Source organism: Anatilimnocola aquadivae (genome assembly GCF_049819085.1).
GTDB lineage: Bacteria > Planctomycetota > Planctomycetia > Pirellulales > Pirellulaceae > Anatilimnocola.
Genome location: NZ_CP187419.1, coordinates 2,847,656 through 2,865,988, shown reverse-complemented (window position 1 = coordinate 2,865,988; position 18,333 = coordinate 2,847,656). Strand labels below are relative to the sequence as shown.

Sequence of the window (18,333 nt, the reverse complement as noted above, 5' to 3'; positions counted from 1 at the left end):
ACCTTAGCGCAAGAGAGAGGCGCGACCGGGTCGCGCCTTCTGTGTTTCCTCGTCGCTCGCCCTTTTTCTCTTAGCGGCGATAGTTCGAGGGCATGGTCCGGCTGCTGGAGACGGGCTGAGCCATCGGGCCGGCGGGCATCATCGGCCGAGCCGTGGTGCGTACGCGAGCGGGCGTCGGTTGCTGCGTGGCATGCGGCAAGTTCTTGCCAGGGACTGCTGGAGTGGGCTGGTGATCCCAGTTTTCGTGCATGATGTTGCCTTGCATACCTTCGTGGAAGGTGTTGCCACCGCCACACGAATCGCAACCGGCTCCGCCACAGCTATTGCAACTGCTGCCGCAAGGATTGCAGCAGACGATGTTCTGCCACAGGCGACGCAGCGGGCCAGGGCCACAGCAACGAGGACCAACAAAATTACCGCATTGATTGCAGGGATCGCAGCAATCTGGTGGATCGCTGATCCATTCGCCGACATATCGCTCGCCACAGCTGCGACCAGCATAGCAGCGGCCATTCAGCCAGTACTTGATACCGCCGCCACAGGGGCTGCAGGTTAGGCTGCGAGGTCCACAGCTACCGCAGCTGGGGCCGCACGAGGGTCCGCAAGTCGCAGGTGCACACGACGGTCCACAGCTGGGACCGCACGAGGGTCCACAACTTGGCCCGCATGCCGGCGCACACCCCGCAAACAGGCATGGCCGGGGTCCGCAAGGTCCACAGCAGCATCCGCTGGCAGAAAGGAGGGCCAGAAGGACTGTTGGCAATGCCCACTTAATCATGGCTGTTGCATCCGTGCTCGACCAAAACCGTGGAACGCTCCACATCCACCGCACCAACGATCGGTACGGTGGCGGCTCCACCAATGACGCCCTTTCGTGAGCGTCTGAACCAGATATCGGCCCGCAGAATCGGCAGAATCGAGAAATTCCCTGCAATCGGCAAATCTTGCCGTCTCTGCCACGGTCGTGCTATCACTCCGCCAATGTGTCCGAGGGTTCTGCGCCTTCTCACAAGGATGCGCGGGCAGGCTCAAGCCGCACAATGCTCAGGGTCGATGGTTAGAAAACTGAATTTGGCAATTTTCGCCCCTAAACTGAGCTTCCACCAAATGAGCATCCCGTGTTCTACTGCCAGCACTATGGATGCCACCTCAATTGAGTCGCAACGGATTGCGGACCCTGTCTCTGCCAGTCGCAGTTTCATCCGCCGTTCTCGCGCCTGGATCTCGTTACTATTACTCGCTCCGGCAACCTTGCTGGCGATCTTTTCGCGCCCACACTTCACCGGCGAAACACTAGCCGAAACAGGCGTCGAGGTGTTTGCCTGGCTGCTGTTTCTCGCCGGCGGTTCGCTGCGGTGGTGGTCGACCCTGTACATCGGCGGCCGCAAGACCAACAACTCACTGATCAACGGACACGCGCTGGTGGTTGACGGCCCCTACTCCGTCTGCCGAAACCCACTCTACCTGGGCACGCTGCTGCTGTGCCTGTCGGTCGGCGTATTCACCCAAAGCTTGATCTTGATCGGGGCGATGTTCCTGGTCACGTTGATCTATTTGCGAATCACAGTGCCCGTCGAAGAAGAACGCTTGGCCAGCGTCTTTGGCGAAGAGTATCGCGAGTACTTGCGACGCGTGCCACGTTTGATTCCGAACTTCAGCTTGTATCACTCGCCCCGCGAAGTGACCGTGCGAATGAACGGTTTGCGAGCCGAATTCCTGCGCATGTTGCAGTGGGGCAGCATTCCCGCCCTGTGGTACCTACTGGAACATTTACGGCTGCTCTCTTGGTGGCCCACGCCATTCAATCTGCCATAGTAAATGGCGGCGGCTGGCAACCGATTAGGTCCAGCGTTTGCGAATGCCAGACTCCGAATTGGGATCGGGCATTCGTTCGGCAGCGGCCTTCTTGTCGGTGACCTTCTCCTCGGCTTCGCCAGACATGTCTTCCGTCTCGGCAATCGCCTTGGCCAAAGGCTGAACCTGCAGTGCTTCTCCCGAGAGGTTGGCCGGCTCTGGCTCGTCGGCTGGATCGAGCCCCGAGACATACTTCCGCCAACTATCCAGTTGTTCCTTCGTCAGCGTGTTCTCGCGCGTCAAATCGTGCCGCAGCGAGTTGCCAGTTCCTTCCACGCCCACAAGCACGGTCAAGCGGCCATTCTCTTCATAGCGAAATCGCACCTCGATCGGTGTTTGGGCCGGTAGGTTCGGCGGCAAGTCGCGGACCGAACATTTCCCCAGTGGTGAGCAATCGTCGGGAGAGAGGCTCTCTCCTTCGACAATCTGCACCAAGATCGACTTCTGCCCGGCGCGTTGCGTTTTGAAGATGCGGCGGGCAACGACCGGCAGCGGAGTATTGCGCGGGATGAGAATCGCATTCCGCGGACGCTTGGTCTTGGCATCCATCGCCACCACACCCAAGCTGTGCGAGTTCACATTGCGAATGTGGAATGAGGGCGATTTGCCATCGTGATAGGCCAGCAAGATGCCCGCATGCAAGGCCGCACCATGCGCGATCGCCTCGTCGGGCGACACGCTGCAATCGGGTTCTTTGCCGCTCAGTTCTTTCAGCTTCTGCACGACGGCCGGCATGCGGCTGCTGCCGCCGACGAGCAACACGCGGTCGATATCCTCCCAGCCCAGACCTGCGGCTTGCAGGGTTTGGCGCGTAGTGAACGCCGTGCGATCAAGCAGGTCCTGCGTAATCTCTTGAAAGGTCTGGCGCGTGAGTTCCAGTCGCATCGCCTTTCCTTGAAAGTCGCAGGCGATGTTAGCCTTTTGTCGTGCCGACAACGTGCGTTTGGCGTCTTCGCAATCGCGACTAAGCCGCCCCAGAACATTGGCGTCTTCGCGCGGATCGATGCCGAACTTACGAATGAACTCTTCGGCCACGAAGTCAACGATCCGTTGATCCCAGTCCTTGCCACCGAGTTGCACGTCGCCGTCGGTAGCGAGCGCGTTGAACTGGCGACCCCCGATCTCCATGACCGTCACGTCGAACGTACCACCACCCAGGTCATAGACCAAAATCTTCTTCCGCTCCTGGTCGGGCTTGTCGGGGTTCATGAACCCCTGTTGAAAGCCGAAGGCGACGGCGGCGGCGGTGGGCTCGTTAATGATGTCGATCACTTCCAGGCCGGCGATGTAGCCCGCGTCTTGTGTGGCTTTGCGGCGAACTTCGTCGAAGTAAGCGGGCACAGTCACGACCGCTTTTTGAATCGGACCGATCTGCTGCTCGGCATCAAGCCGCAGCTTGTTCAACACCCAGGCTTGCATCGCTTCGGGCGGATAGTGGCGGCCGCCGATCAGCTTGTGATAGAAGCGATTACCCAAGTCTCGCTTGGCACACTCGGCCACCATATCGGCATCGGTAGCCAAGGCCTTCGCAGCCTCTTTGCCGACAACGATATTCTCCCCTTCGAAAAACACCACGCTTGGCGTGATCTTGTCCCCTTCACTATTGCTCAGCGTATTGGGGCGGCCCAGGTCATCCAGCAACGAAATGACCGAGAAGGTGGTACCCAAGTCGATCCCAACGGCCGGATGTTTTTTCTTCGCGCGACTCATGAGGGCCTAACAGAAAGGGACTGGCATTGATGACGAGAGGAAAACAACCTGGCTCGTTCCACTTTATCAACAACAGGCAACACGAACAACGACCGCGTCACCACCTCGCCGTTTGAGCGAAGTCACTTTTTCGACTATGTTAAGCCTCGTTAACAACGCCCCCACGATCTGAGGCTACGCATGAGATTGCCTGCCATCCTAATCTCGTTCATCTTCGCTGGCCTCTTCGCCTTTGCCTCGCTGGCCGCGGACTCCACCACTCAAAAGACGCCGGCGGGCACTCACCGCCTCGAGAACATCGAAGGCTGGACCGTGCAAGTTGATGATGCCTTTCACAAGGAAGAGCATCGCGAGTTGCGCGAGAATACGCTGCGCGTCGTTGCCAATCAGCTCTATCACTTAAAGACACTGCTGACTGCGGAACGAGTTGCCGAACTGCAGAAAATTCCAATCCGCCTCGATGTCCATAACGAGACGCTCGTCCAGGCTCAGTACCACCCTTCCGCCGGTTGGCTTAAAGATCATGGCCATCCGTCCGAGTGCACCAAGGTCGTGCACATCCCCAGGGCCAAGTACTTTCTGGACCGCAGGCACCAGTCGCAGCAACCTTTTGTGTTGCTCCATGAGCTGGCCCATGCTTACCACGATCAGGTTCTCTCGTTCGAACATCCCGCGATCCTCGCTGCCTACGAGCGAGCCAAGAAGGCCGAACTTTACGACAAGGCCCTGCTCGTCACCGGTCGCGAAACCAAGCACTACGCTCTGACCAACCACAAAGAGTTCTTCGCCGAAATGACCGAGTGCTATCTGGGCACCAACGACTTCTTTCCGTTTGTCAGCGGCGAACTCAAGAGGCACGACGAAGAGACCTTCCGCCTGCTCGAAGGCATCTGGGGGAAGTTGCCGTGAGAGCCCTGTGGTCCGCCATTGTTCTCGCCATCTGCTGCGCTGTGCTCACGGGCTGTAAACGACAACCCGAGGTCGTCGTTTATGCCGCGCTCGATCGCGAGTTCTCCGAACCGATCCTTGAAGAGTTCACGCAGCAGACCAAGATCAAAACCCTTGGCAAATACGACCTCGAAAGCACCAAGACCGTCGGCCTGACGCAGGCCATCATCGGCGAAGCTAACCGTCCCCGTTGCGATGTCTTCTGGAATAACGAGATCCTTAATACGCTCCGGCTCGAAGAGCAGGGGCTGCTCGAAGTCTATCGATCCCCCCAGGCCGACCATTACCCAGAGCTCTTTCGTTCGCCCAACGGCACCTGGCAAGGCTTCGCAGCGCGAGCTCGCGTGCTGATCGTCAACACCGACCTCGTCGATGCCGAGCACATGCCCGACTCGATCTATGACCTGGCCGATCCCTTCTACAAGGGTCGCACGGCCATCGCCAAGCCGCTCTTCGGAACCACGGCCACACATGCCGCTTGCCTGTTCGCCTCACTGGGCGATGCCAAGGCCAAGGAGTTCTTCACGTCGCTCAAGCAGAACCAGGTTCACGTCCTGGGCGGCAACAAGCAGGTCGCCGAAGCGGTCGCCGCCGGCAATCTCGCCTTTGGACTCACCGACACCGACGACGCCATCATCGAGCTCGAAAAAGGGAGCCACGTAAAGATCGTCTATCCCGATCGCGGCGAAGATCAGCTCGGCACGCTCTTCATTCCCAACACGCTGGCCCTCATCAAGGGCTGCCCAAACCCCGGCCATGGCAAACAACTGATCGACTTCCTGCTCACCGCCAACGTCGAAACCAAGCTCGCTACTGGCCCCAGTGCCCAGATCCCGCTCGGCGATCAAGTCACCATCAAGCCTCGCGTCGAAACGCCCGCCACCGTCAAAGCCATGCCCGTCGACTTCTCCGCCGCCGTCAAAAAGTGGGATACGACAGCGCACTACATCCACCAGCAATTTTTGGCACCGTAGGGTAGAAAGTTCTGAGTTGTGAGTTTTGAGTTCTGAGACAGGACAGACTGATCTCTCAGAACGCAAAACTCGGAACTCAGAACTTCTTTCAACGAAAAAGCCCTCGTCCCGCTTTCGCAGCACGAGGGCTCTTGGATTTCGATTTAACCAAAACTTCTACCCGACTAGCGAGTCGAAGCAACCTTCGGGGTTTCGACGTCGAAGGTCAGTTCCTTCGTATCGCCGGCAGCCAGAGTCACCTTTTCTTCGCGGGTGACCAATTGGCCATCGCGTTCGAATTCAACGCGAACGGTGTAGTCGTTCCAGCCCTTGCCGCTGCTCAAGCCAGTCGTCTTGAAGACGCGAACTTCACCCGAGGCGGTCGTGGCATTGCCAGCCAGATAAACCTTGGCATCGGCAGGCACGCGAACGGTCAGCGAAGTTTCGACAGTCTTGGTATCGAAGTTGAAAGCCAGTGCGTTGTTGGCACCAGCTCGCAGGTCGATGGTCTTGGTCTCTTCGACCGTCTTGCCGTCGCGAACGACTTCGGCACGCACTTCGTAGGTGTAGTTGAAACCGTTCTGCAGATCGCGCGACACGTACTGGCGAACTTCGCCCGTGCTGCTGGTGGCTTGGCCATTTACATAGATCTTGGCGTCGGCTGGAACTTGAACGGTCAGCAAACCTTCAGCCCGGCGAGACATGGTCTGGGCTGGAGGAGCGACTGGAGCCATTGGGGCTGGTGCAGGAACGGCACCTTCCACGGCTGGTGCTTCGTAAACTTCGACGGGCGAGTAATAAGCTCCGCCGCCACCCGAGCTGCCGCCCGACGAGCCACCGCTGCTGCCGCCGCCGGAAGAACCCCAGCTACCGCTGCTGCCACCCGAAGAACCGCTGCCGCCGGAAGATCCGCCCGACGAACCCCAGCTGCCGGACGAACCGCCCGAGCTGCCGTGGTTGCGACGCCAGTGCTTGCCACCCGAGCTACCGCCCGAGGAACCACCGCTGCTGCCGCCCGAGGAACCACCGCTGCTGCCGCCCGAAGAGCCGCCCCAGCTACCGCTGCTACCGCCCGACGAACCGCCCCAGCCACCGCTCGAACCACCCGAGCTGCCCCAGCTTCCGCTGCTGCCGCCCGACGATCCGCCGCTGCTGCCACCACTCGAGTGGTGCCAACGCCAACCAGCCATGGCATCAGTCGCTTCGCCAACCACCGCGACGCACGAAACGGCCGCGATTGCAACGGTGCGTAAGGCCTTCCAAGACTTCAACATAATGACCTCGTAACTGCAGAAACAAAGTTTGTGAAACGCGTGAGAATTCCGAGGATGCACCCCGGAAGATAGTCAAGCGTAGCACGTAATTCAAGCAGCTTGGGGTATTTTTAATGACTACGTAATCTAGGACTACCAGCCAGCACCAACCGCGCAACCGTCCCCTACAGACCTCCTAACCATCCCAAAACCACTCCTGCGACGCGGGGCTCGGAGTTCGGTTTGCCGAGTGGGGGAGTGGGAAGAGAGGCTCGAACCGAGCTTCTGCGGCGATCCAGCGTGGCGTTCGCCGGATTGCGGTTGCCACGGGGGACGGCGATATTGAACCGTTCATGCCTCACGCCACTTTTGAAATCTCTGCTTTCATGGCCACACTAAAAATGACCAGCCGAATCCTTCCTTTCGTTGGCCTGGTTGCCATCTGGTTCAGCATCCAAGTTCGATCCGGGAATGCTGCTCAACCGGCCGCGCTCAACCCATCTTCCACTCCAGCCGTTAACAATTCCCCCATGAAATTCAGCTATCCCGAGACGACTCGCGGCGACCAGGTTGACGATTATCACGGCACCAAGATTGCCGACCCTTATCGCTGGCTGGAAGAACCCGATAGTGACGCCACTAAAGCTTGGGTTACCGCCCAGAACAAGTTGACGTTCGATTACCTTGAGAAGTTGCCGCAGCGAAAGGCGATTCGTGATCGGCTCGAAGAACTTTGGAACTTCGAACGCTTCGGTCTGCCGCGCGTTCGCAACGGCAAGTACTTCTACACGCGCAACGACGGCCTGCAGAATCAGAGCGTGCTGTATGCCACCGAGGGCCTGCGCGGCGAACCTCGCCTGCTGCTCGATCCCAACAAGCTTTCTGCCGACGGTACCGTCGCGCTCGGCGATTGGGTGGTCAGCGACGACGGCAAGTTCATCGCTTACAGCCTGGCCGCCGCGGGTTCCGACTGGAACGATTGGCGCGTGTTGAATGTGGCGACCGGCGAGAACGAAGTCGATCACTTGAAGTGGGTGAAGTTCTCCGGCGCTTCATGGACCAACGACAACGCCGGCTTTTACTACAGCCGCTACGACGAACCGAAGCCCGGCGAGAAGTACACCGGCGCCAACTACTATCAAAAGCTGTACTACCACAAGCTGGGCTCCCCACAGTCGGAAGACAAACTGATTTACGAGCGGCCCGATGAGAAGGAATGGGGCTTCAGCGGCGATGTGACCGAAGATGGCAAGTACCTAATCATCACTGTTTGGCGCGGCACCGAGCAGAAGAACCTTGTCTTCTACAAGGATCTTACCCAGCCCGATGCGCCCGTCGTGGAATTGATCACAGGCTGGGATGCCAAGTACCACTTCGTCGGTAATGTCGGCAAGAAGTTCTGGTTCACCACCGATCTCGACGCACCGTTCAAAAAGCTGATTGCTATCGACCTAGCCAACCCGGCTCGTGAACAGTGGAAAGATGTCATTCCGGAATCGCGCGACACGTTACAAGGCGTGGGTGCGGTTGGCGGGCATCTCATTGCCGAATACTTGCGCGATGCTTGCTCGGCGGTGAAGGTTTTCGATCCCGACGGCAAACTCGTGCGCGAGATTGAGTTCCCTGGCCTCGGCAGTGTTGGTGGTTTTGGCGGGCGGTTTGATCAGAACGAGACGTTCTACACATTCACCAGCTATACGGTACCCGGCGCCATTTATCGCTACGACATCCCCAGTGGCAAGAGCGAACTGTTTCGCCAGCCAAAGGTGAAGTTCGACGGCGATGCCTTTGAATCGAAGCAAGTCTTTTACACCAGCAAAGACGGCACAAAGGTGCCGATGATTCTTACCTATAAGAAAGGGTTGAAGCTGGACGGCAACAATCCAACCATCTTGTACGCCTACGGCGGCTTCAATGTCTCGCTGACGCCGGGCTTCTCGGTCGGCACTATCGCCTGGCTTGAGCAGGGTGGCGTGTATGCCGTGCCGAACTTGCGTGGGGGTGGCGAATATGGCCGAGCATGGCACGAAGCAGGGATGAAAGATCGTAAGCAGAACGTCTTCGACGATTACATCGCCGCAGCGCAGTGGCTGATCGATCAGAAGTACACCAGTCCCGGCAAGCTCGCGATTCGCGGCGGCAGCAACGGTGGTCTGCTCGTCGGCGCGGCTATGACGCAGCGGCCCGATTTATTTGCTGCCGCAGTTCCGGCGGTCGGTGTGATGGATATGCTCCGCTATCACAAGTTCACGATTGGCTGGGCTTGGGCTCCCGAGTATGGCTCGTCGGAAGATGCATCGCTCTTCAAGGTGCTGCATGCTTATTCGCCGCTGCACAACCTGAAGCCGGGAACGAAGTATCCAGCCACCCTCGTTACTACGGGCGATCACGACGACCGTGTGGTGCCGGCGCATAGCTACAAATTTGCCGCTGCCCTGCAGGCAGCCCATCAAGGAGCAACGCCCGCGCTCATTCGCATCGAAACGCGCGCTGGCCACGGCGCTGGCACTCCGACTAGCAAGCTGATTGATGCTTCGGCCGATGTGCTTGGGTTTCTGGTCAAGGAACTGGGCGTTAAGTGACTTGAATGATTAGTTGACGGGCGCTCGGCGCAGGGACACACTGGGGCGATCATTTGCTGGCAACACGTCTCTGCAAGGATCTCTCCCGATGCCCACCTTCGTCTCACGTCGTTCGTTCTTGCAATCTTCGCTGGCTGCTGGCGTCGCGGGCCCGCTGCTGCTTCATTCGTCCGGCCGTGCGCAAGAAAACGCTGCCAGCAATCGCCTGAACCTGGCCTTCATCGGCGTGGGAACGATGGGCCGGGGTCATGTCAGCCGCTTTCTCAACTTTCCCGATGTGCAGGTGGTTGCCATCTCGGATGTCGTCCGCGAGCGGGCCGAAGGGGCGAAGGAAACGGTCGAAAAGAAGTACGCTGAGGCGACCAAGAGCGGCAACTACCAAGGTTGCAAGCTCTACAACGACTTTCGCGAAGTCTTAGCTCGCAAAGACATCGACGCGGTGGTGATTGCCACTCCCGATCATTGGCATGCGACAGGCTGCGTGCTCGCGGCGCAGGCAAAGAAGGATATCTACTGCGAGAAGCCGCTCACGCACACGATTGCCCAGGGGCAGAAGATTATCGACGCCGTGCGGGGCAACAAAGTTGTCTTCCAAACCGGCAGTCAGCAACGCAGCGAATTCGGCGGCAAGTTTCGCCAGGCGGTCGAGTACGTTCGCAACGGCCGCATCGGCAAACTGAAGACCGTACGCGTGGGCGTTGGTGGTCCGCCCGTAGCATGTGACTTGCCCGAGCAAGAGATTCCCGCCGGGACCGATTGGAATCTGTGGCTGGGCCCCGCTGCCGAACGTCCCTACAACGAAGTTCTCTGCCCCAAGGGAATACACAAGCACTTTCCTGCTTGGCGCAACTACAAAGAGTTCGCCGGCGGTGCGCTGGCCGATATGGGTGCTCATCATTTCGATATCGCTCAGTGGGCCATGAACATGGATGGCAGCGGACCGGTCGAGATCGTTCCGCCAGAGGATGCCAAAGCGGGTAGCGGGCTGAAGTTTGTCTACGCCAATGGAGTCGAGATGTTCCATGGCGGACCCAGCGGCTGCACGTTCGAAGGTAGCGAAGGGACGATCTACGTCGATCGCAACAAAATCGAAAGCACGCCCGCGAAGATTCTCGAAGAGCCGCTCACCGACAAGGATCAGCGCGTCTATTTCTCTGACAGTCATGCCCGCAACTGGCTCGATTGCATTCGCAGCCGCAAAGACCCAATTTGCACGGCTGAGATCGGCGCGAGTTCCGCAGCGATCTGTCATCTCGGTGCCATTGGCTACGAGTTGCGCCGGCCACTGAAGTGGGATCCTGACAAGAAGCAGTTCACCGGCGACGAAGCGGCGAACAAACTGCTCGACTACACCATGCGGCAGCCTTGGAAGGTCTAAGCCATGCCGCACGCCACGGAGTTGCCGCTATTGCGACGGTCTCTGCTGCAGGCCTCCCTGGCCGCAGTTGCCGTATCCACTACAGTCCGTTCGGTCGCAGCGGCAGCTCCCCCGCCGCTGTCCGAGATCGTCGATTGCCACACGCACTTCTACGATCCCGAGCGCAAAGAGGGCGTGCCGTGGCCCAGCAAGCAGGACAAGGTCCTCTATCGCTCCGTGCTGCCAACGGAGTTTCAGCAATTGACGAAACCCCTCGGCATCACCGGAACGATTGTCGTCGAGGCGAGCCCGTGGGTCGAGGATAACCAGTGGCTGCTCGATCTCGCCGATCGCAATCCATTCATCGTCGGTGTGATTGGCAATCTGAAGCCAGGCACACCCGACTTTGTGAAACACGTCGAGCGCTTCGCCGACAACGAACGCTTTCGCGGTATTCGCGTGAACGTGGGTGACCTCAAGGCGGGTCTCGACCAGCCGGACTACGTCAACGATCTGCGGGTGCTCAGCGCCGCGAAGCTCACGCTGGATGTGAATGGCGGCCCCGATACGCCGGCGCGAGTCGCACGACTGGCCGAGATGCTGCCCAGGTTGAGAATCGTCATCAATCATTGCGGCAATCTGAAGATTGATGGCCAGCCACCTCCGGCCGAATGGCTGGCGGGCATGCAAGCCGCCGTTCGCCACCAGCGCGTGTACTGCAAAGTTTCGGCGCTCGTCGAAGCGACCGGCAAACGCGACGGCGATGCTCCGCTCAGCGGTGACTTCTATAAGCCCGTGCTGGATGCCCTCTGGAAGACCTGGGGCGACCGCCGCCTCATCTATGGCAGCAATTGGCCCGTGAGCACGCGGGCTGCCTCGTACGGTGATCTGCTCCAGATCGTTCGAGACTACGTATCGCGGCACCGACCTGCTGCTGAACGAGACTATTTCTTTCTCCACAATTCTGTCGCCGCGTATCGTTGGAAGACACGATGAAATCGCTTGTCACATTCTGCGTACTCGTTTCTCTCGCCACGCTGGCTCATGCCCAGGAAGAGAAGCCTGTCGACAAGCCAAAGGCAGAAACCAAGGTCGAAACCAAAACAGAGATCTCTCCCTTTCAAAAACCGGGGCGCGTCACCATTGCCTCGCAGTTGATGGCTGCGGCCCAGCAAGCGGGACAGGCGAAGCGACTGGCCGATGCCGAAATGGCCGCTAAGCGCGCCGAAGAGCTTGCGCCGTTCTTTTCGCTTACTTCCTATAACCTCGCCTGCTTCCAGGCACTGCAAGGAAAAAAGGAAGAAGCCTTGGCAAGCATCGAGCGGGCCGTGAAGTCCGGCTTTGCCAATGCCGCGCACCTGCAAAAGGATGACGACCTCGCTTCCTTGCGCGAGGATCCCAAATTTTTGGAACTCGTCCAGCAGGTGAAGGACGGCACTTATAAGCCGGCACCAAGCGACGAGGCTATTGGCAAAGTCGCGGACGGCGTTGCAACGGTGACTGCGAAGAATGCCATCTGGGATCCGGCCCGCAATCTCGTCCGCGTGGCCTTCGAACTTCCCGAAGCACCCGACGAACCCTTGCCGGTCATCAAGGGGCACGGCGAAGTCGGCAAGAAGTTGCAGGCGTGGTTTGCCGCCGGGACTGCGGCGGGGAATATCGGCGACTTGTACGACAATTCCGATCGTGACCACTCGAACATGGCCTACGAGCAATTCCCGCAACTCACGCGCATCGAATATGCAGCCGATGTGGCCAAGGAAACAGGCTACGGCGTGCAGTTGACGAATATCTTTGCTGGTGAAGGTCTGCTGGCCGTGATCGGCAACTCATCGACCGCGCAGACGGCCGGTCCGCTGTGGCGGAGCAATCCTCGCCTGGCCTACATCCGCCCCGGCGGTATCGAAGCTCTCTTCACGCAGTATTTGAACAACCATCTCTATTTTTATCCTGAGCATCGCGACCACGATCCGGGGCACAATGGTGAGGGTGATGGCTACGGTGATGTGTATGCCGCGAACCTGCCGTACGTCATCATCAGCCAGGGTTCATCCGGCTCTGATCGCCCCTTCATGGATGCCATCGCTTGCACGCTGGCCGCGTTTCATCCCGACGTAAAGCAAAAGCTGGTCGAAAAGCAAATGCTGATGCCCACCGTGCAGATGATTTTTCGTCGCTCAAACAAGCCGGTGAAGACCGACGAAGACTACCTGTCCGGTATTGCCCATCCCACTGTGTTCGATAGCCAAGAACTCGATGTGATGCGAATGATCGAGCTGGCTCATTCGCTGACGCTCGAAACCTTGCCCCCCGTGGTCATGGTGCGCGTCGAAGACGAAGAGAAGCCCGTGCTGGGGCGCGACTACTTCGACGTGGGCGAACGCGAGAAACTGTTCGATACGCCCATGTCGGTCGCCCGCATTTGGCGTTCGACGCAGCAGAAGCGAAAGTTCATCCTCGGCGCGAAAGGTATCGATGCAAATGCCAAGAAGCTCGCCTATCACTGGAAAGTGCTCCGCGGCGATCCGTCCAAAATTGAGATCAAGCCCCTCGGCGATGGCTCCCGCGCCGAGATCTCGCTTACGTGGCAGGGCAGGGGACCCATCCAGCCCGAGTCGAAGATGGAATCGAACCGCATCGACATCGGGCTGTTCGCCCACAATGGCGACCACTACTCGCCGCCGGCTTTCTTCTGTGTGAACACGCTCGATAACGAAGAGCGAGTTTACGACGATCAAGGACGGATCAAGTCGGTCACGTACCGCGGCGGAGAGGAAAAAGGCAACTACGTCGACCCAGCGTTCGACATTCCCAAGTCGTGGCTCGATGAGTACCGCTACGATGCCGACGGCAAACCGTTGGGCTGGACTCGCTTCAAGGCAGGCAAGCAACAGGACTTCACCGCCGATGGCCTGCTCATCACCTCGAAAGACGACAACGGCGTGCCAATCGTCATCAAGCACGTCACCTATGTCGCCGTGCCCCGCACGAACCAGCCACCCACGCTCGACGCCGTCGTCGGCGAAGCGGTGGAGAAGGGGAAATAGTGTGGAGTGCGGATTGCGAAATAGGAAGTGTGAATGCTTCCACTTCGCATTCCGCAATCCCCACTCCGCACTCCCCGCCCTGTCGCGTAAAATCGCCCGATGGCTGCCGCGACCCCCATGATGCAACAATATCACGATGCCAAACACGCCTGCGGCGATGCGCTGCTGCTGTTTCGCATGGGTGATTTTTACGAGCTCTTTCACGAAGATGCGAAGACCGCATCGCGCATTCTCGGGCTCACCCTCACCAGCCGGGACAAGGGCGAAAACCCGATTCCCATGGCCGGCTTTCCGTATCATCAGCTTGAGGGTTACCTCGCCAAGCTGATTGCTACCGGCTTGCGTGCCGCTGTCTGCGAACAGGTCGAAGATCCCAAGCAGGCCAAGGGGCTCGTCAAACGCGAAGTAACGCGCGTTGTCAGCCCGGGCACGCTCACCGACGATGCGCTGCTCGATCCACTGCAGAATAACTATCTGCTTGCCGTGGCGTTGCCGGTCGATCCGCAAGCAGCCGGTGCGCTCGCGGGAGTTGCCTGGGCCGAGCTTTCCACGGGACGGTTCTTCGCTGCCGTGGTTCCGCTGGCCCGCGTGAACGACGAGATTGCGAGGATTGGGCCGGTCGAATGTCTCTTGGCCGACGAAGCCGAATTCAAGCTGCATCTTCCCACCAAAGCAGTGCTCACCAAGCGGCCGGCCTGGGCCTTCTCGTACGAGACCGGCGGTTCAGCACTTGCGCGGCACTTTCAGACCAAGAATCTCGACGGCTTTGGCTTCACCGATGAGGACGTGCCAGCCATTCGCGCGGCGGGCGCGGTGCTCGACTATCTGCAGGAGACGCAGAAGACCAGCCTCGAACATATCGATCGCCTGCTGCCGTATCGTTCGGGGCAATCGCTCGAAATCGATGAAGCCACGCGCCGCAGCTTGGAACTCACTCGTACGCTCCGCAGTGGCTCACGCGAGGGTTCGCTGCTGGCCGCCATCGATCGCACGGCAACCCCCATGGGCGGTCGCTTGCTCGCCGATTGGCTGGCGAGTCCACTCACCGATAAATCGCAGATCGAAGGCCGGCTGAATGCCGTTGCCGAACTGGCCCACGAAAACTCGTTGCGTGACGAACTGCGCGAGCAACTGCGCGGCGTCTACGATTTGCAAAGGCTCTTGGCTCGCGTCGCTACCGGCCGTTGCACCCCGCGCGATCTGTGCTTTGTCGGTCGCACGCTGGCTTCTTTGCCGAAGCTCAAGGCCAAGCTCACGGCTCGCAAGAGTTCGCTGCTGGGAGAACTCGAAAGCCAGATCGACCTGTGCCCCGAGATTCGCGCGCAGCTGGAATCGGCCCTGCTCGACGATTGTCCGCTGCAGGCGAAAGACGGCGGCATGATCCGCGGCGGCTTTCACGCCGATCTCGATAAGCTGCGCGACCTCGCGGCCGGCGGCAAGCAATGGATTGCGAAGTACCAGGCCGAAGAGGCAGCGCGTACGGGCATCACCAACTTGAAGGTCGCCTTCAACAAGGTCTTTGGCTATTACATCGAGATCACCAACAGCCACAAAGACAAGACGCCGCCGAACTACCATCGCAAGCAGACCACCACCAACGCCGAGCGGTACGTCACGCCCGAACTGAAGGAATACGAAGAGCAAGTCCTCACTGCCGATGAGCGGGCGAAGGAACTAGAGTACGACCTGTTCCTCAAGCTGCGCGACGTCGTGCAGGCAGCGACACGCCGGCTGCAAAGCACGGCAGCGGCTCTCGCGCAGATCGATGTGCTCGCATCACTCGCGCAGCTGGCTTGTCAGCGGAACTATTGCCGTCCGGTCGTGACGGAAGAGCCGCTGCTGCAGATCGTCGATGGCCGGCATCCGGTGCTCGATGTGATCGAAACGCAAGGCTCGTTCGTCCCCAACGATGCTCGCTGCGGCGGCGAAGAGGGCCTCGTGCTGCTCATCACCGGTCCGAACATGGCTGGTAAGAGCACGTACATTCGCCAGGTCGCATTGCTCACCGTCATGGCTCAAATCGGCAGCTTTGTGCCGGCCAACTCGGCGACCATCGGCATTGCCGATCGCGTGTTTGCCCGCGTGGGGGCCAGCGACGAACTGTCGCGCGGGCAAAGTACGTTCATGGTCGAGATGACCGAGACGGCTCGCATTCTCAACACGGCCACGGCGCGCAGCCTGGTGGTGCTCGATGAAATCGGCCGCGGCACCAGCACCTACGACGGCATTTCGCTCGCCTGGGCCATCGTCGAACATCTGCACGACACGATTCAGTGCCGTACCTTCTTCGCCACGCACTATCACGAACTGACCGACCTTGCCGGTACGATGCCCGGCGTCCGCAACCTCAATGTCGCCGTCAAGGAATGGGAAGAGCAGGTGATCTTCCTGCACAAGATCATTCCCGGCGCGGCCGACAAGAGTTACGGCATTCACGTCGCCCGTCTCGCCGGCGTGCCCCGCAGTGTGAATGAGCGGGCCAAGCAGATTCTCGCGCAGCTCGAACAAGAGCATCTCGACCCGGACGGCAAATCGAAACTCGCCGTCAAACCCAAAACCAAACGCCGGGGCGACCTTCAGCTCACCCTCTTCGCCCCCGAAGAACACCCCGTGATGGACAAGCTCCGTCAGCTCGACACCAACAGCCTTACCCCGATGGCAGCGCTGCAGTTGTTGAGCGAATGGCAAAGGGAAGTGAAGCAGTAAAGCACAGCACAGTAAAGCAGACTCCTCAGCCCGTAGGGCGAAAGAGATTAGCCCAGGGCGCAAGCCCTGGGAAATAGTTACCATTTGCACGCAAGCCCGGCAGGGCGACACACGTTGGCAATGCAACGCCTCGTTTAATGTATTGATTGCCACGGTCTCACGAGACGTCTCTGTCGCCCTTCCAGGGCTCAAGACCATCAACTCCCTACCGACCCACGGCTTGCGCCGTGGGCTACTTTCTTTCGCCCTCCGGGCTGAGGAATTCAAACGCCCTTCAAGTTGGAATTTCTAATCCGATGCAGATGAATCTCTTTCACTGGCGTGAGCCGATTCTCTAAACTCACTTGCACGTTCCTGCCATCGTTCTGAACGGAGCATCCTGTGTCTCACACGTATACCTCGCTGCTCGTGCATGTCGTTTTCAGTACGAAGGACCGGAAGCAGTTCATCGATGATGTCTTAGAAGGCCGGTTGCACGCGTATCTCGGCGGCATTGCGGACGGCGTGAAGTGCAAAGCCTTGGCGATTGGCGGCATGGCCGATCACGTTCACTTGCTGATCTCTTATCCGCCTACCCTCGCGGTAGCGGTGCTTCTCAGGGAATTAAAAGCCAACTCTTCCAAATGGGTGCATGAAGAATTTGGCGAGAAGCGGTCGTTTGCCTGGCAACCGGGCTATGCCGCCTTCAGCGTGAGTCGATCGGTCACGGATGCGATCATCGAGTACATTCGAAATCAAAAGGAGCATCACCGCCGACGTAGCTTCCGGGAAGAGTTGGAGCTGTTGGTCGAAAAGCACGGCGGATCGCTCGATGAATTAGAGTGGTGATGCGAACGCTCGCATGCGCTCATGTTTTTTTACAGCCGCTAGAGATTCCAACAGCGAACAATGAGCACCGACGAACGAGTCAATCCCTACGAATCGCCGCTGCAAGCTGAAAGGCTGATGCCGTCAGCGCGGGTGCAGGGCTCGCGCAGTTTGGGATCGGCGGCTCTCGCCCTGCTGTTGCTATCGGGCACCCAACTCGTTTGCACGCTACTGCTGCTAACTCTGGTGGTTATCGCTGCCGTGTTCGAGAGTGCCGAGATTCCTTTCGATTCGTTTGTAGCGATGCTGGGGTCGGGTTTCTTGCTCCAATCATTCGTGCAGGCCGCGATCCTCCGCGCTGCGATCTGCATGCGGCAATCAAGGTACCTAAGCTTTTGCCGCACGATGGCGATCGTCAGTAGCATACCGTTGCTAACGCCTTGGTTTAATCTGGGAATCCCGTTTGGCATTTGGGCAACGATTTTACTTTTTCAAAAGGACGTCGCAGCTGAGTTTGACGTTCCGGGACCGAAGGAACCCATCCACCACCAATGAGCACCGACCAACGAGTCAATCCCTACGAATCGCCGCAAGTGGCAGAGCACCTGTTAAGGATGCCGCTGTCGCCGCGAGAGCGGGTGGTTCAGCGGTTGCGTGGTCCGACATTGGGGTTGATGTTGCTGGCCGGGATGCAGGCGATACCAGGCTTGCTTTTTGCCATCTCATTGGTGCTTGGAGTCACTGCTGCACTCTTAGGCTTCGTAGAATTGGGAGCCGTGCTGCGAGAGCCCGTCAGTTCGATCATGCTCTCTCTGCTCGCGCCGGTGCAATGCTTGATCTTCCTCGCCGCACTGCGGATGCGCCAGCTTCGCCACTTGAGATTCTGCCGGACGATGGCGATTGTCGCCTGCATTCCGATCTTGTCGCCGGTGATGTACTTCGGCATTCCGTTTGGCATTTGGGCCACTGTCTTGCTGTTTCGCGCCGATACGGCCGCTGAGTTTGACCGAGCGATCTTGAGCGATTTGTCTGCGGTGGAAACGCGCTGAGGAAACCCAAAGCGTGAGCGAGGAGAGTGCAGTTGCAGTCCTGCAGGGCAGCGGCAGTTGGGCCATT

At 59.0% G+C, this 18,333-nt stretch carries 14 protein-coding genes; 11 read left to right on the top strand and 3 right to left on the bottom strand.

Annotation, left to right across the window (positions count from 1 at the left end):
* Positions 1-70: 70 nt before the first annotated feature.
* A complete protein-coding gene (locus NA78x_RS11675; RefSeq protein ID WP_425618626.1) occupies positions 71-250 on the bottom strand; it encodes a hypothetical protein in 180 nt (59 codons plus the stop codon).
* 887 nt (positions 251-1,137) lie between these two features.
* Between NA78x_RS11675 and NA78x_RS11670 the strand changes: the two genes are divergently transcribed.
* Positions 1,138-1,815: a methyltransferase family protein gene (locus NA78x_RS11670; protein WP_425618625.1), complete on the top strand. Its 678-nt coding sequence runs from the start codon at positions 1,138-1,140 to the stop codon at positions 1,813-1,815.
* A gap of 24 nt (positions 1,816-1,839) precedes the next feature.
* Here the strand turns inward: NA78x_RS11670 and NA78x_RS11665 are convergent, their stop codons facing one another.
* Positions 1,840-3,564 (bottom strand): Hsp70 family protein, encoded by a 1,725-nt coding sequence (locus tag NA78x_RS11665; RefSeq protein ID WP_425618624.1) that lies wholly within the window; start codon positions 3,562-3,564, stop codon positions 1,840-1,842.
* Between the two features lie 180 nt (positions 3,565-3,744).
* Between NA78x_RS11665 and NA78x_RS11660 the strand changes: the two genes are divergently transcribed.
* Together NA78x_RS11660 and NA78x_RS11655 are read left to right on the top strand one after the other, a co-directional pair.
* Positions 3,745-4,473: a metallopeptidase gene (locus NA78x_RS11660; protein ID WP_425618623.1), complete on the top strand. Its 729-nt coding sequence runs from the start codon at positions 3,745-3,747 to the stop codon at positions 4,471-4,473.
* Positions 4,470-5,486, top strand: coding sequence for an extracellular solute-binding protein (locus NA78x_RS11655; RefSeq protein WP_425618622.1), 1,017 nt, complete (start codon positions 4,470-4,472; stop codon positions 5,484-5,486). The genes NA78x_RS11660 and NA78x_RS11655 overlap by 4 nt, the downstream gene beginning before the upstream one ends.
* A gap of 164 nt (positions 5,487-5,650) precedes the next feature.
* Here NA78x_RS11655 and NA78x_RS11650 read toward each other — a convergent pair whose 3' ends face one another.
* Entirely contained in the window at positions 5,651-6,739 is a 1,089-nt protein-coding gene (locus NA78x_RS11650; protein ID WP_425618621.1) for a TIGR03000 domain-containing protein, read from the bottom strand.
* A gap of 509 nt (positions 6,740-7,248) precedes the next feature.
* On the opposite strand from NA78x_RS11650, the gene NA78x_RS11645 reads away from it, so the two are divergent.
* The 8 genes from NA78x_RS11645 (at position 7,249) to NA78x_RS11610 (ending at position 18,266) form a co-directional block, all read left to right on the top strand.
* Positions 7,249-9,300 carry a prolyl oligopeptidase family serine peptidase gene (locus NA78x_RS11645; protein WP_425618620.1) on the top strand — a complete coding sequence of 684 codons (2,052 nt, stop codon included), beginning with the start codon at positions 7,249-7,251 and terminating at the stop codon, positions 9,298-9,300.
* An 88-nt stretch (positions 9,301-9,388) separates the two neighbouring features.
* Positions 9,389-10,678, top strand: coding sequence for a Gfo/Idh/MocA family protein (locus NA78x_RS11640; RefSeq protein WP_425618619.1), 1,290 nt, complete (start codon positions 9,389-9,391; stop codon positions 10,676-10,678).
* Between the two features lie 3 nt (positions 10,679-10,681).
* Complete coding sequence (locus NA78x_RS11635) at positions 10,682-11,653, top strand: amidohydrolase family protein (protein WP_425618618.1); 972 nt, start codon at positions 10,682-10,684, stop codon at positions 11,651-11,653.
* The gene (locus NA78x_RS11630) at positions 11,650-13,704 is read left to right on the top strand and encodes a tetratricopeptide repeat protein (RefSeq protein WP_425618617.1); all 2,055 of its coding nucleotides are present in this window, start codon (positions 11,650-11,652) and stop codon (positions 13,702-13,704) included. The genes NA78x_RS11635 and NA78x_RS11630 overlap by 4 nt, the downstream gene beginning before the upstream one ends.
* 99 nt (positions 13,705-13,803) lie before the next feature.
* Entirely contained in the window at positions 13,804-16,410 is a 2,607-nt protein-coding gene (gene mutS / locus NA78x_RS11625) for a DNA mismatch repair protein MutS (RefSeq protein ID WP_425618616.1), read from the top strand.
* 381 nt (positions 16,411-16,791) lie between these two features.
* Positions 16,792-17,238, top strand: a complete 447-nt coding sequence (gene tnpA / locus NA78x_RS11620) for an IS200/IS605 family transposase (protein WP_425618615.1) — start codon at positions 16,792-16,794, stop codon at positions 17,236-17,238.
* A 60-nt stretch (positions 17,239-17,298) separates the two neighbouring features.
* Positions 17,299-17,772, top strand: a complete 474-nt coding sequence (locus tag NA78x_RS11615) for a hypothetical protein (protein ID WP_425618614.1) — start codon at positions 17,299-17,301, stop codon at positions 17,770-17,772.
* Positions 17,769-18,266, top strand: a complete 498-nt coding sequence (locus NA78x_RS11610) for a hypothetical protein (RefSeq protein ID WP_425618613.1) — start codon at positions 17,769-17,771, stop codon at positions 18,264-18,266. The genes NA78x_RS11615 and NA78x_RS11610 overlap by 4 nt, the downstream gene beginning before the upstream one ends.
* Positions 18,267-18,333: the final 67 nt, after the last annotated feature.

Coding starts and splice junctions, on each gene's coding strand:
- NA78x_RS11615 (WP_425618614.1), top strand. CDS start 17,299: ATGAGCACCGACGAACGAGTCAATCCCTACGAATCGCCGCTGCAAGCT.
- NA78x_RS11675 (WP_425618626.1), bottom strand. CDS start 250: ATGCACGAAAACTGGGATCACCAGCCCACTCCAGCAGTCCCTGGCAAG.
- NA78x_RS11635 (WP_425618618.1), top strand. CDS start 10,682: ATGCCGCACGCCACGGAGTTGCCGCTATTGCGACGGTCTCTGCTGCAG.
- NA78x_RS11640 (WP_425618619.1), top strand. CDS start 9,389: ATGCCCACCTTCGTCTCACGTCGTTCGTTCTTGCAATCTTCGCTGGCT.
- NA78x_RS11630 (WP_425618617.1), top strand. CDS start 11,650: ATGAAATCGCTTGTCACATTCTGCGTACTCGTTTCTCTCGCCACGCTG.
- NA78x_RS11660 (WP_425618623.1), top strand. CDS start 3,745: ATGAGATTGCCTGCCATCCTAATCTCGTTCATCTTCGCTGGCCTCTTC.
- NA78x_RS11610 (WP_425618613.1), top strand. CDS start 17,769: ATGAGCACCGACCAACGAGTCAATCCCTACGAATCGCCGCAAGTGGCA.
- mutS (WP_425618616.1), top strand. CDS start 13,804: ATGGCTGCCGCGACCCCCATGATGCAACAATATCACGATGCCAAACAC.
- NA78x_RS11670 (WP_425618625.1), top strand. CDS start 1,138: ATGGATGCCACCTCAATTGAGTCGCAACGGATTGCGGACCCTGTCTCT.
- NA78x_RS11650 (WP_425618621.1), bottom strand. CDS start 6,739: ATGTTGAAGTCTTGGAAGGCCTTACGCACCGTTGCAATCGCGGCCGTT.
- NA78x_RS11645 (WP_425618620.1), top strand. CDS start 7,249: ATGAAATTCAGCTATCCCGAGACGACTCGCGGCGACCAGGTTGACGAT.
- NA78x_RS11665 (WP_425618624.1), bottom strand. CDS start 3,564: ATGAGTCGCGCGAAGAAAAAACATCCGGCCGTTGGGATCGACTTGGGT.